This is a genomic window from Nonomuraea sp. NPDC005983 (genome assembly GCF_040614375.1).
Taxonomy (GTDB): domain Bacteria; phylum Actinomycetota; class Actinomycetes; order Streptosporangiales; family Streptosporangiaceae; genus Nonomuraea.
The window spans coordinates 1-13435 of record NZ_JBEXUP010000015.1 but is presented as its reverse complement, the minus strand read 5'-3'; the positions used below and the strand labels follow the sequence as shown (position 1 = coordinate 13435).

11 protein-coding genes are annotated in these 13435 nt (G+C 72.9%); 9 read left to right on the top strand and 2 right to left on the bottom strand.

The annotated features are described in order from the left end of the window. Positions 1-105 precede the first annotated feature (105 nt). From ABZ297_RS09895 to ABZ297_RS09885, 3 genes are all read left to right on the top strand, one after another. Positions 106-936 carry a bifunctional 5,10-methylenetetrahydrofolate dehydrogenase/5,10-methenyltetrahydrofolate cyclohydrolase gene (locus ABZ297_RS09895; RefSeq protein WP_355342280.1) on the top strand — a complete coding sequence of 277 codons (831 nt, stop codon included), beginning with the start codon at positions 106-108 and terminating at the stop codon, positions 934-936. Then, positions 933-1634, top strand: a complete 702-nt coding sequence (locus tag ABZ297_RS09890; protein WP_355342277.1) for a type 1 glutamine amidotransferase — start codon at positions 933-935, stop codon at positions 1632-1634. Before ABZ297_RS09895 ends, ABZ297_RS09890 begins: the two co-directional genes overlap by 4 nt. Before the next feature lie 92 nt (positions 1635-1726). Further along, complete coding sequence (locus ABZ297_RS09885) at positions 1727-4504, top strand: WD40 repeat domain-containing protein (protein ID WP_355342274.1); 2778 nt, start codon at positions 1727-1729, stop codon at positions 4502-4504. Between the two features lie 47 nt (positions 4505-4551). Here the strand turns inward: ABZ297_RS09885 and ABZ297_RS09880 are convergent, their stop codons facing one another. After that, positions 4552-6165, bottom strand: a complete 1614-nt coding sequence (locus tag ABZ297_RS09880; protein WP_355342271.1) for an AMP-binding protein — start codon at positions 6163-6165, stop codon at positions 4552-4554. Positions 6166-6263: 98 nt separating this feature from the next. Continuing rightward, entirely contained in the window at positions 6264-7385 is a 1122-nt protein-coding gene (locus ABZ297_RS09875) for an alpha/beta hydrolase (RefSeq protein WP_355342268.1), read from the bottom strand. 146 nt (positions 7386-7531) lie between these two features. Between ABZ297_RS09875 and ABZ297_RS09870 the strand changes: the two genes are divergently transcribed. The 6 genes from ABZ297_RS09870 to ABZ297_RS09845 all read left to right on the top strand — a co-directional run. Next, positions 7532-8191, top strand: coding sequence for an endonuclease V (locus tag ABZ297_RS09870; protein ID WP_355342265.1), 660 nt, complete (start codon positions 7532-7534; stop codon positions 8189-8191). Between the two features lie 188 nt (positions 8192-8379). After that, on the top strand, positions 8380-9696 hold the full coding sequence (locus ABZ297_RS09865; RefSeq protein WP_355342262.1) for an ABC transporter substrate-binding protein: 1317 nt from the start codon (positions 8380-8382) through the stop codon (positions 9694-9696). Continuing rightward, positions 9696-10643 (top strand): sugar ABC transporter permease, encoded by a 948-nt coding sequence (locus ABZ297_RS09860; protein WP_355342259.1) that lies wholly within the window; start codon positions 9696-9698, stop codon positions 10641-10643. Before ABZ297_RS09865 ends, ABZ297_RS09860 begins: the two co-directional genes overlap by 1 nt. Before the next feature lie 11 nt (positions 10644-10654). Then, positions 10655-11500, top strand: coding sequence for a carbohydrate ABC transporter permease (locus ABZ297_RS09855; protein WP_355342256.1), 846 nt, complete (start codon positions 10655-10657; stop codon positions 11498-11500). Beyond that, entirely contained in the window at positions 11497-12585 is a 1089-nt protein-coding gene (locus ABZ297_RS09850) for a substrate-binding domain-containing protein (RefSeq protein ID WP_355342253.1), read from the top strand. Before ABZ297_RS09855 ends, ABZ297_RS09850 begins: the two co-directional genes overlap by 4 nt. Beyond that, a partial coding sequence (locus ABZ297_RS09845) for a Gfo/Idh/MocA family oxidoreductase (RefSeq protein WP_355342250.1) occupies positions 12578-13435 on the top strand: 858 nt, incomplete at its 3' end. The genes ABZ297_RS09850 and ABZ297_RS09845, both read left to right, overlap by 8 nt.

Here is a 13435-nt window from a genome sequence, read left to right as displayed (position 1 = left end):
GTGCGCTTCGCGCCCTGGGTTGTCACGGCTCCGCCGGGCCACCCCTTGCGAGGGCCGGATTCCTCCCAGCCCTCGAGCTAAGGGACCGGGCTTCCTCCGGAGGTCATGGTGAGGACGCTGACAGGCAGGGAACTGGCCGCCTCTCTCAGGGCCGAGGTCGCGGCGCGGGTGGAGGCCGGCCCGCAGCCCAGGCTGGCCGTCGTGGTGGCCACCGCCGACGAGGCGAGCCTGTGGTACGTCCGGTCCATCGCGAAGGCCGCCGCGGGGGTGGGCATCACCTGCGACCTGGTGGACCTCGGCCCTGACGCGGAGACCGAGCGGATCAGGCAGACGCTCGCCCGGCTGAGCGCCGACGACGCCGTGCACGGCGTCATGCTGCAGACCCCGCTGCCCGCCGGAGCGTCGCTGCAGGACCTCGCGGGCGCGATCGACCCGGCCAAGGACGTCGACGGGGCGAACCCGCTCTCGCTCGGCCGTCTGGCCGCCGGGCTGCCCGCGTTCGCCCCCGCGACCGCCGCCGCCGTGCTCGCGCTGCTCGACCACTACGGCGTGGAGCTCTCGGGAGCCAGGGCCGTGGTCGTGGGCCGCTCGACCGTGGTCGGCAAGCCGCTCGCCCACCTGCTGCTCGACAGGCACGCCACCGTCACCGTCTGCCACTCGCGCACCCGCGACCTGGCGGCTGTCACGTCGACGGCCGAGGTGCTGGTGGCGGCCGTCGGCCGGGCCGGGCTGATCGGCGCGGAGCACGTGGCGCCCGGCGCGGTCGTGATCGACGTGGGCACCAACCCCACCGAGGACGGCGGCCTGGTCGGCGACGTGGACTTCGACGCGGTCGCGGGCAGGGCGGCGGCGCTGACCCCGGTGCCCGGCGGCGTCGGCCCGGTGACCACCGCGCTGCTGCTGAGCCACACCGCCCGAGCGGCGGGCCTGCGGTGAGCCTCCCGACCCACCGGATGCGTGACGTCCTGATCGTGCAGAACAGCCGGAGCGGCGGGCCCGGCCGGTTCGGCGGCTGGCTGGAGGAGGCCGGGCTCCGGCTGGACGTGGTCCACGCCCACGAGGGCGCGCCACTGCCCGCCCGGCTCCACCACGCGGCGATGGTCGTGCTGGGCGGCGGCTACCTGCCCGGCGACGACGACAGGGCGCCGTGGCTGGCGCCGACCCGCGACCTGGTCCGGCAGGCGCTCGCCGAGGAGGTGCCGCTGTTCGGCATCTGCCTGGGCGGGCAGATGCTCGCCGAGGTCGCGGGCGGGGAGGTGACCGGTGACGTGGGCGCGCCCGAGAACGGCAGCGTCCCCGTCACCATCAGGCCGGAGGCGGCGGAGGACGAACTCTTCCGCGAACTGCCCCCGGTCGTGCCCGCCATCGAGCACCACGTGGACGCGATCACCAAGCTGCCGCCCGGCGCCGTCTGGCTGGCCGAGACCGAGCGCTGCCCGTACCAGGCGCTCCGGGTGGGTGAGCGGGCGTGGGGGGTGCAGTTCCATCCGGAGGTGCTGCCGCCGCGCATCCGCGAGTGGGAGGTGACGGGTTTCGACCCCGACGAGGTGTACGCGCAAGCGGTGGCGGACGAGCCGATCTCGACGCCGATCTGGCGCGAGGTCGCGACCCGCTTCGCCAAACTCGCCACCTGACCGCGACGCACGTGGGGCTATTTGTTGGACTGAATGCCGATAAAAGGCCTTGTTCCGAGGAACCCGACCTCTGGCCAGTTCGTCGTACGTGCATGAAGGCCGAATGGATCGACCGCCCGGCCGAACTGGAGCGGCTGGTGTCGGCGCTGGTCTCGGGCGAGAGCGGCCTGGTCGCGCTCGTCCCCGAAGTGGACGGCGCCGAGGGCTTCGGCACGACCGCGCTGGCCGCCGCGGCCTGCGCGGATCCCCGGGTGCGCGGGCGCTTCCACAAGGGCATCGCCTGGCTGACCGTCGACGCCGACCCGCCCGAGATCCTCCGGGGCCACCTGATGGAGCGGATCGAGGCGGTGGGCGACGAGCTGGACCCGCTGGAGGTGGTCAGCGACCCGGAAGGCATGCTCGCCTGCTCGACCCGTCCCGGTGACGGGCTGGTCGTGCTCGACGGCCTGCGCCATCCGGCCCTGGTGTACGCCACCGCCATGCTCGCGCCCCACTCCAGCGTGCTCGCCACCGCACGGACCGCCGCCGGGCTGCCCGAGCACGCCACGGTCATCGAGGTGCCGCCGCTGGAGCGCGGCTGGCCGCTGCTGGTGGCACTCGCCGACGCGCTCCACACGGCCGCGCCGCGCGAGGTCGACCTGGCCGACGCGGGCGCGCGCACGGCGGCCGTGCACCGGGTGCTCGCGCAGGGCCTGCCCCGGCTCGGGCTGCCGGGCAGCGTCGAGCGCCTGGTGGAGCTGGGTGTGTTCGCCGGTGACGGGACGATCCCGGCGGGCCTGGTCCGGCTGCTCTGGCACGAGACCGCCGGCCTGTCGAGTGTCGACACCGAGCTGACCCTGGCCGGGCTCGGCGCCCTGGGCCTGCTCTCGCTCGCGCCCGACCGGCAGGTCGTGGTCCTGCCCGACGCGGTCAGGGCCTACGCGCGCGGCGCCGTCGGCAGCGAGGTGACCGCCGCCCTGGTCAGGGCGCTCGACGACGGCTCCGGCACGCTCGAGTCGGCCGAGGAGCGCTCCTACGTCCTCGCCCGGCTGCCCGAGCACTACACCGCGGCGGGCGGCGACGTGGCCGACCTGGTGTGCGACGGCGGGTGGATCGCGTCCAAGCTGGAGGTGTACGGCGTCACGGAGGTCGAACGGGACCTGGCGCGGGCGGGCACGCCGCTGGCAGAGCGGCTGCGCCACACGCTCGCCCAGAACACCCACCTGCTCGAACGCTCCCAGGACGGGGCCAGGCGGCTCGCCGTCCTGGCGGCCAGGCTGCACGCGGTGCCGGTGATCGCCCACGAGGTCAGGGCGCTGCTGCGCGGCCTCGGCTGCGCGTGGCTGGAGTGCCTGTGGGAGCCGCCGGACCTGGCTCATCCCGCGCTGCGCCGGACGCTGTCGAGCGAGTCGGGCGCGGCGACAGCCGTGGCCTTCGCCCCCGACGGCGGCTGGGTCGCCGCCGGGGACGAGAGCGGCACGGCCACGATCTGGAACGCCGACGGCACCGTCCGCGCCACGCTGGAAGGGCACGACGGCCAGATCAACGCGGTGGCGGTCGCCGCCTGCGGGAGCCGGCTGGCCACCGGCGGCGACGACGGCACGGTGCGGCTGTGGCGTCCTGACGGCACCGAGGAGGCGGTGCTGCGCGGCCACGACGGGCCGGTGTCGCGGGTGGCGATCGCGCCGGACGGCACCTGGCTGGCGTCGGCCGGCCCCTACGAGGACCTCCGGGCCTGGCGCGGCGACGGCACCCCGCTCTGGCACGCGCGGGCCGGCCTCGACCCTGGCGGCACCCTGTCCATCTCCTCCGACAGCACGGGGCTGGTGCTCACCGGCGGCACAGGCGCCCGGTTCTGGACGCAGGACGGCACCCCGCAGTGCACGGTCGAGGCGGCGCCGGAGGTCTGTACCGGCGATCCGGGCGTCCCGCTGCACTCCGGCCATCGCGGCACGGTGCTGGACGTGGCGCTCAGCCCGGACGGCACGTGGCTGGCCAGCGCGGGCGAGGACGGCACCGTCAGGATCTGGGACAGGGTTCGGCACGTCCCGCCCCCGGACGAGCACATGCGCCGCCGCAGGCTGTCGGCGGTCCGCGTGGCGGGTCAAGGCGGCTGGCTGGCCACCGCGGGCCCCGCCGGTCCGGCCCTGTGGGACGACGAGGGCAGCGCACTCGGCACGATCGGCGACGCGGGCGGATGCACCGCGGTCGCGATCTCCCCCGACGAGTCCTGGCTCGCGGCCACGACCGGCGACGGGGAGCTCTGGCTGGCCGGACGCGACGGCACGGTCCGCACCAGGGTGCCCGCCCGTCCGTGGAGCCGCGACGACGTGGTGATCTCCCCCGACGGCTCCTGGCTCGCCACCGCCGGTGACGAGGTCCGCATCTGGCGCCCGGACGGCACTCCGCTGCGCGACCTCCGGACCAAGGAGATGATCAGGTCTCTCGCCGTGGCACCCGACGGCTCCTGGCTGGCGGCCTCGGGCGACGAGCACGTCCAGGTGTGGCACGCGGACGGCTGGCAGGTCCGGGCGCTGCTCCGCCTGGAGGACGTGACCACGCTGGCCGTCTCCCCCGACGGCGCCTGGCTGGCCGCCGCCACCCGCGAGGGCGACATCCACCTGTGCGACCCCGACGGCGCGCCGCTGGTGACGCTGGTCGGCCCGCTGAGCCACCTGACCGGCCTGGCTGCGGGGCCGTTCGGCTGGTGGCTGGCCAGTACCTCGACGGACGGCGAGCTCCTGGTCTGGGACGTCGGCGCCGAAGCCGTCCTGGCCGGGCTCACGCTGGACGACACGCTCAACGGCTGCGCCTGGACGCCCGGCGGCACCCGCGTCTACGTGGCGGGCGACGCGGGCCTGTACGGCTTCAAGCTCAACCAGCCGCGCTAGCCCCGGCCCCTCGACCTCCGCACAGGCCGAGCTGACCGGCCCGGCCGTCAGGCGTTGCGCATGGCGGCGGCGGTGTGCAGGCCGAGGAGGTCCACGGCGAGCTCGCGCATCTCCACCTTGCGGATCTTGCCGGTCACCGTCATCGGGAACGACTCGACCACGTGCACGTAGCGGGGGATCTTGTAGCGCGCCAGCCTGCCCTGGCAGTACTCCCGCACCGCCTCGGCCGTCAGCGCCTGCACGCCCTCGCGCATGACGACCCAGGCCATCAGCTCCTCCCCGTACTTCTCGTCCGGCACGCCGATGACCTGGACGTCCGAGATGTCGGGATGCCGGTAGAGGAACTCCTCGATCTCCCGGGGGTAGATGTTCTCCCCGCCCCTGATCACCATGTCCTTGATCCGGCCGACCACGTTGACGTAGCCGTCGTCGTCCATGACGGCGAGGTCACCGGTGTGCATCCAGCGGGCGGCGTCGATGACCTCGGCGGTCTTGCCGGGCTCCTCCCAGTAGCCGAGCATCACGGAGTACCCGCGCGTGCACAGCTCGCCGGGCTCGCCGCGCGGCACGATCAGCCCGGTCTCGGGATGCACGATCTTCACCTCGACGTGCGGCATCACCCGCCCGACCGTCTCGGTCCTGCGCGCCAGGTCGTCGTCGACCCTGGTCATCAAGGACACGGGGGACGTCTCCGTCATGCCGTAGCAGATGGCGACCTCGCGCATGTTCATCTCGCCGACCACCCGCTTCATCACCTCGACCGGGCACGGCGACCCGGCCATGATGCCCGTCCGCAGCGACGACAGGTCGAACTTTCCCGACAGGGCGAGTTCGGCGATGAACATCGTCGGCACCCCGTACAGGGACGTGCACCTCTCGTCCTGGACGGCCCGCAGCGTCGCCTCCGGGTCGAAGCCGGGCCCCGGGATGACGATGCAGGCGCCGTGCGAGGTCGCGCCGAGGTTGCCCATGACCATGCCGAAGCAGTGGTAGAACGGCACCGGCAGGCAGACCCGGTCGGCCTCGGTGTAGTGGACCAGCTCCCCGACGAAGTAGCCGTTGTTCAGGATGTTGTGGTGCGACAGGGTGGCGCCCTTGGGGAACCCGGTGGTGCCCGAGGTGTACTGAATGTTGATCGGGTCGTCGAAGGCGAGCCGCGCCATCCGGTCGCGCAGCTCCCCGGCGTCGGCCGTCTCGGCCAGCAGGGCGTCCCAGGACGGGTCGTCCAGGTAGACGACGTCGGTGAAGCCGATCTCCGCCACCATCGCGCGGTAGTCGGCGGCCCGGTGGGCCAGCGCGCTGATCAGCAACCGCATGCCCGACTGCTTGACCACGTACTCCAGCTCGTGCGACCGGTAGCTCGGGTTGACGTTGACCAGCACCGCGCCGATCTTCGCCGTGGCGTACTGCACCAGCACCCACTCGGCGCGGTTCGGCGCCCAGATGCCGACCCTGTCGCCCTGTTCGACCCCCCTGGCCAGCAGCGACAGCGCCAGCCGGTCGACGTCGGCGTTCAGCTCGCGGTAGGTCCACCTGCGTCCGGCCTGGACGTCCACCAGGGCCTCCCGGTCGCCGAACCGGGCCACCGTGCGTTCCAGGTTCTCGCCGATGGTCTCACCCAGGAGCGGCGTCGGCGCTGCGGAGCTGGTGTACGACTGCATGGGCACAGTATGGGGACGCGACGGCCGCGCGCGCCAGCCCACAATCCGACAATCAACCCCCAAACACCGCACCTCGCCACTTTGGCGCCGTGCGGGCCTCAGCGCAGCGACTCGGCGATGGCGCGGGCGGTGGCCTGCCAGATCGGCGTTCGCGGGTCGATCACCGCGAAATGGTCGCCCGGCAGTTCCAGGTAGGTCACGTCGTCGCCGCACCGCTCGGCGGCCGCGGCGTACCGCCGAGAGAAGTCCACGTGATCGAGGTCGTCGTCCGCCCCCTGGACCACCAGCCGGGGCACCCGCATCGGCAGCCTGAGCAGCGGGCTCGCCTCCGCGAGCTCCTCCCGCAGGCCGCCGCCCCCGGCACCGTCACCTCGCGACGCCGGTTCGCCCTCCCCGGCACGCCCGCGTTCTCCGTCGGCTCCCAGGGCGGCGGCCACGGCGCCGGAGCTGATCCACCGCCTGTCGCCCTCCACCAGGTCCAGGACCCCGGCCAGTGACACCGCCAGAGCCATCCGCGACCCGTCGGCCGCGGCCCGCAACGCGAGCTGCCCGCCCGCCGAGTGCCCCGCGACCGCGACCCGGTCCAGGTCGAGGGGCGCGTCCACACCGCGGAGCGCCGCCAGCCCGGCGGCCACGTCGGACGTCGTCGCCTTCCACCCGTGCAGGTCGGGCCGCCGGTACTCGAGGTTCCACGCGGCGAACCCGCGCCCGGCCAGGTCGTCACAGAGCGCGTCCATGAGGTCGGCCCCCCAGATGGACCGCCAGTAGCCCCCGTGGATCAGCGCGACCACCGGATGCGGCCCCGCCGACTCCGGCAGGTGCAGCTCGGCCCACTGGTCGGCGTGCTCCCCGTACGGCACCCGCGGGGACGGGCGTCGCGCCCGGCGCACGGCGTGCCTGATCCCCCACTCCAGCCCGGACACGCCGCGCCCGTGGATCCGCGCCACTCCCCGGGGCCCGGAGTCCCGCCGGGTGAGATCGACCCAGACCACGCCCTCGGACGGTTCCAGCATGAGCCGCCGCACCTCGGGATCGTCCCCCAGCACCACCACGACCGCCTCGGACGCCCGGCCGGCGAGCGCCGCGCGCACCTCGTCCGCGCTCGTGGCGTGGCCGAGGGCGCCGCTGACGCCCAGGTCGGCGAACTCGCGTCCGGCGACCTCCCCGAGCAGCCCGCGGTCGGCCACCACTCCCGGCCCGACGATCACCCGCACGTCCATGGCCCGACACTAACGCGCCGCCCTCGGTCCGGTCAGGCCGGAAAGAGCGCGCTTCCGTGCCCTCGGGGCGCTTCGAGGCGCTTCGGGGCGCTTCGGGCCTTCGGCGGTCTGCGCGCTGAGTGCCGGAGAGGCAATAGCGTGGGCGGGTGCGTGTAGACCGGCTTCACCCGTGGCCCGCCGACGTCGCGGAGGCGGAGGCGATCCAGGAGCGCCTCCGTGACCGCGTCGAGCTCACCGGGCCCACCGCGTTCACCACGGTGGCGGGCCTCGACGTGCACTATCACGGTGACGACGAGCTGTCGGCCGCCGTCGTGGTGCTCGACGGCGGCACGCTCGACGTGGTGGAGCAGGTGGTCGTGCACGGCAGGGCGGCCTTCCCCTACGTGCCGGGCCTGTTCGCGTTCCGCGAGCTGCCCGCCCTGGTGGAGGCGCTGGAACGGCTGACCGTCACCCCCGGCCTGCTGGTCTGCGACGGGTACGGTCTGGCGCATCCGCGCGGCTTCGGCCTGGCCTGCCATCTCGGCGTGCTGACCGGGCTGCCCTCGCTGGGCGTGGGCAAGACGGCCTTCGTCGGCACGCATGAGGAGCCGTCTCCCGAGCGTGGCGCCTGGTCCCCGATCGTCCTCGACGGCGTCACGGTGGGCAGGGCGCTGCGGACACGGCGCGGGGTCAAGCCGGTGTACGTCTCCCAGGGCCACCGCATCGCCCTCGACACGGCCTGCGACCAGGTGCTGCGGCTCGCGCCGTCCGTCCGGCTGCCCGAGCCGATCCGCAGGGCCGACCATCTGGCCAGGCACGGCGCGTGACCCGGCCGTCGCGCCGCATACACCACGAAATCAACATGATGAATAGACAAGGAATCCCACCCTTTCGCTGCATTGATCGTGACAAAGGCGCCGATCAGCAGATTCATCCCTAAATCATGCTGTTGACGAGGTGATGAGTGGGTCGCCAGGATTGCCGGAACCCACCCCCTCCCCCCAGGAGCGTTCTCATGAACGGATCCCTCCCCAGCCGGGCGCTCAGGGCCACGGTCACGGCGGCCGTGGCGGGCGCGCTCGTCCTCGGCCTGGCCGCGTGCGGCGCTCCGGCCAAGGACGGCGCGGACGAGCTGGTCTACTGGTCCATGTGGAAGGCCGGCGAGCCCCAGGCCAAGGTGCTGGAGTCGGTGATCGCCTCGTTCACCGAGGAGACCGGCGTCAAGGTCAAGGTCGAGTGGAAGGGCCGTGACGTCGCCAAGCAGCTCGCCCCCACGCTCAACACCCGGAACGTCCCCGCCGACCTGGTCGACTCCGCCGACCGGTTCGTGAAGTCCACCTTCGTCGCCACCGGCCAGGGCCTGGACCTGTCCAAGGTCTACGACCTGGAGATCCCCGGGGAGCCCGGCAAGAAGGTCGGCGACGTGATCGACGCCAAGTACCGCGCGTACGCCACCACCGGCGGCACGTCCTGGCTCGTGCCGTACGAGGTGCTGGCCGAGCAGATCTGGTACGACGGCAACGCGCTCAAGGACGTGGCCGGCGCCCCGCCGCAGACCTGGAACGACTTCGTCGCCCTGCTGGACAAGCGGAAGGCGGCGCGGGGCGACGGCCCGCTGGCGCTCGACGCGGACATCGCCGACTACTCGGCCTTCTGGACCTACCACGCGATCCTGCGCGACCTCGGCCCGGGGGCGTTCGGCGCCGCCGCGACCGACAAGACCGGCGCCAAGTTCGACGACCCCAGGTTCCTGACCGCGGTGCGGAAGATCGAACAGCTGGTGAAGGGCGGCTACTTCGTCACCGGCTACGACGGCAGCAAGTTCCCGGCGATCCAGCAGAAGTGGGCCACCGGCGGAGCCGACTTCCTGCTGCTGGGCACCTTCGCGCCGAGCGAGACCAAGCCGTCGGCGAAGGAGGGCTTCGAGTACCGCTCCTTCCCCTTCCCCAAGGGGGCGACGGGGCAGCAGACCCAGGAGATCTCGCTCATCGGCTTCGCCATCCCGGCGCGGGCCGGCCACGCCGAGCAGGCCCAGAAGTTCATCGCGTACTTCATGAACAAGCAGCGGCTGTCCAGGATCGCCTCGGAGGCGAACAACATCACGCCGCGCGCCGACATCGAGGTGCCGGCCGTGCTGGCGGACGTGAAGAAGACCCTGGACACCGCCGAGACCCACGCCGCGCTCGACGGCGTGAAGATGGACCACGCCGACTGGTACACCAAGGTCTTCCAGCCGGTGAACACCGAGCTGCTCACCGGGAAGGCCACCGCGGCGGAGTTCGTGGCCAGGCTCAAGGCCGCGTCCGTCGACTTCTGGAAGCTCAACGGCTGATGGCCGCCACCGCTGTCCGAGAGCCGCGGGCCGCCGTCAGGGGGCCCGCCCCGGCCGCGCAGAGCCCGCTCGCGCGGCGCAGGCGACGCCTGTTCTGGCCGTTCATCGTCCCCGCGCTGGTCCTGTACGTCGTCTTCTACGTCCTGCCGACCCTCGCCACCGCCTGGATCAGCCTGAACAAGTGGGCCGGCGCCGGGCCGATGGAGTTCGCCGGGTTCGACAACTACCGGCGGCTGCTGCTGGACCCCGTCTTCCACGACTCCTTCCGCAACACGCTGACGATCCTGTTCGTGGTCGGCGGCGCGACCTTCGCGATCAGCTTCGTGCTGACGATGGTCCTGCGCGACCTGGCCGGGCGCAAGGCGGTCCGGGCGATCATCTTCTTCCCGAACATCGTCTCCGGGATCGTGCTGTCGATCCTGTGGGGGTTCCTGTTCCAGGCCGACGGCGTCGTCAACCAGGCGCTGCGGGCCTTCGGTGTGAGCCACCCGCCGAACTGGCTGGGCACCGAGAACCTCTTCTCCGTCATCATGATCGGCCTGGTCTGGGTGCAGACCGGGTTCTACACCACGATCCTCATGGCCGCCGTGGACCGCATCCCCAAGGACCTCTACGAGGTGTGCGACCTGGAGGGCGCCAACGCCTGGCAGCGCTTCCGGCACGTGACGCTCCCGCTGATGTGGGACGTCGTGGGGGTCTGCGCGGTCCTGTGGAGCATCAACGCGATCAAGATCTTCGAGTTCGTCTACGCCTTCGCGGGCGCCGCCGGCCAGCTCCCCCCGACCAAGGTGTGGAACACCGCCCTGTACGCCTACGCCGAGGCCTTCTCCAGCGGCGTGCCCAAGTACGGCTCCGCCGCCGCGACGGGCATGGTCATGCTCGCCCTGGTCGGCCTGCTGGTCGTGGTGCTGCGCCGGCTGTTCCGCCGCGACCAGGTCCAGTTCTGAAAGGACGCCCGATGAACGCACCCCGCGGGCTGCCCGGCCCGTCCAAGCTGCTCGGCGCCCCTTTCGCGTGGCTGTTCGCGCTGTTCAGCGTGGCCGTCGCCGTCTGGATGCTGCTGACCTCCGTCAAGTCGACCCGCGACATCTTCGCCAGCCCCTGGTCGGTTCCGGCCTCTCCCCGGTGGGACAACTACTCCCGGGCCTGGACCGCCAGCGACTTCGGCGGGGCCACGCTCAACACCGTCCTGCTGGTCGTCGGCACGGCGGTCGCGACGATCGCGCTGGCCGCCCCCGCCGCGTACGCGCTGAGCCGGATCCTGACCCGCTGGAACAGCGGCATCACCGCCTTCTTCGCCCTCGGCCTGGGCATCCCCTCGCAGGTGATCGTGCTCCCGCTGTACGTGATGATGAACGAGCTCTACCTGGTCGACAGCCTGACCGGGCTGTGGATCCTGTACGTGGCCACCTCGATGCCGTTCACGGTCTTCTTCCTCACCGGCTTCTTCGGGTCGCTGCCGAAGGAGCTGGAGGAGGCCGCCGCGCTCGACGGGGCCTCGCCCAACCGCACGTTCTGGAGGATCATGCTTCCTCTGGCACGCAGCGGCATCATCACCGCGATGATCCTCAACATCATCCAGCACTGGGGAGAGACCCTGTTCGGACTGATCTTCCTGCAGAGCGAGGAGAAGGCCACGCTCTCCCTCGCCCTGCTCGGCTTCCTGCAGCGGATGCAGTACAACGGCGCCGACTGGGGCGGCCTGTTCGCCGGAGTCTGCACGGTGGTGCTGCCCGTCCTGGCCTGCTATGTCTGGCTCGGACGGCGGATCATCGAGGGCATGACCCTGGGATCGGTGAAATGAGAGCAGAGCTCAAGTTCCAGCGGCTCGCGGCGCAGATACGCGCGGAGATCCGCTCCGGGCACTGGCCCGTCGGCGCGAAGCTGCCCACCGAGCAGGAGCTGGCCCGCATCCACGACGTCAGCCTCACCACCGTCCGCAGGGCCGTGGACGAGCTCGTCGACGAGCGGCTCGTGCTCCGCAGGCAGGGCGCGGGGACCTTCGTGGTCGAACACGCGCTGGCCGTGCCGAACCAGGCCGCGCTGGTCGGCGTGATCGTCCCCGACACCGCGCTGTACTTCCCGCGGGTGCTGGAGGGCATCGAGGAGACCCTGACCGCGGCCGGTGCCCGGCTGATGCTGGCCTGCTCGCGCTACGAGCCGTCGGAGGAGGACTCCGCGCTGGAGCGCATGCTCGACTCCGGCGTCGACGGCCTGCTGATCGTGCCCACCCTCATCGGGCGCGGCGACCCTGCCGCCGAGGTCGGGCGGCTGGCCGCGCTCCCGGTGCCCGTCGTGCTGATGGAGCGCGGGCTCGACGAGGGCGACGATCCCAGCGAGCACGTCCGCACCGACCACGAGGCCGGCGGGTACGCCGCCGTGCGCCACCTCGCGGCGCTGGGCCACACCCGGCTCGCCCTGCTCACCCGGTCGGGAAACCCGACGCAGCCCCCGCTCGTCCGCGGGTTCACCGGCGCGGTGGCCGCCCTCGGGCTGGCCGCCGCCGAGCCGTTCGCCGCACCCCAGGGCGAGTGGAACCCCCGGATCGCCACGGACAACATACGGAGGCTGGCCGCCGAGGGGGTCACCGCCATCGTCTGCTTCGGCGACAGGGAGGCGACCCTCATGCTCTCCGCGGCCCGCCGGCACGGCCTGGCGGTGCCCGGCGACCTGGCGATCGTCGCCTATGACGACGAGATCGCCGACCTGGCGGAGGTCCCGCTCACCGCGGTCTCGCCGCCCAAGCGCCACCTCGGCCGCCAGGCGGCCGAGCTCCTGCTCCGCCGCCTGCGCGAGCCCAACCTGCCCCTTCATCAGGTACGGCTGCGCCCCGGCATCGTCGTGCGCCGCTCCTGCGGCGCCTCCTCGGGGGAGACAACAAGTGACTGATCTTCGTCTGGGCCTTGTCGGCGCCGGAGCCGTCGGCCGGCTGCACGCCGAGGCCGCGCTCCGCGTCCCCGGCGTGCGGGTGACCGCCGTCTGCGATCCGAACCTGGACGCGGCCCGGCGCGTCGCCGACGGGCACGGGGTCGACGGGCACGGGGCCCGCGTGCACGCCGTCCACCACGACCTGATCGCCTCGGGCGAGGTGGACGCGGTCGTCGTCAACACCCCGCACGCGCTGCACACGGAGATCGTGCGCGACGCGGCGGCGGCCGGGCTGCACGTCCTCGTGGAGAAGCCGATGGCGACCACGCTCGCCGACGCCGACCTGATGATCGCCGCGTGTGCCGCGGCCGGGGTCACCCTGGCAGTCGGGCACGTCCAGCGGTTCCTGCCCGGCAAGGCCGCGGCCATGGCGGCGCTCTCGGCCGGGGAGGTCGGCGAGCCGTTGCTGCTGTCCGACCGGCGCGGCTCCGACTACCGGCCGGCCGCGCGTCCCGCCTGGTTCCTCGACCCGGAGCTCTCCGGCGGGGGCGTCCTCATCAACATCGGGGCGCACTGCGTCGACCGGCTGGTGTGGCTGTCGGGGCGGCGGGTCGAGCGGGTCGACGCCACCGTGAACGGCTCGCCGATCGAGACCGACGCGCTGGTCAGGCTGGTGCTGTCCGGTGGCCTGACCGCGCAGCTCGCGGTCACGGGCACGGGTCCGCCCCCGGCGCATGACGAGATCACCGTCGTCGGGGAGCGCGGCACGCTGTCGATCTCCTCGGCCGCCGGCACCGCCCTGCACCGCGACGGCGTCACCACGTGGCTGCACCGGCCCGACCCCGGCGACATCCCCGGCGCGTTCGCCGCC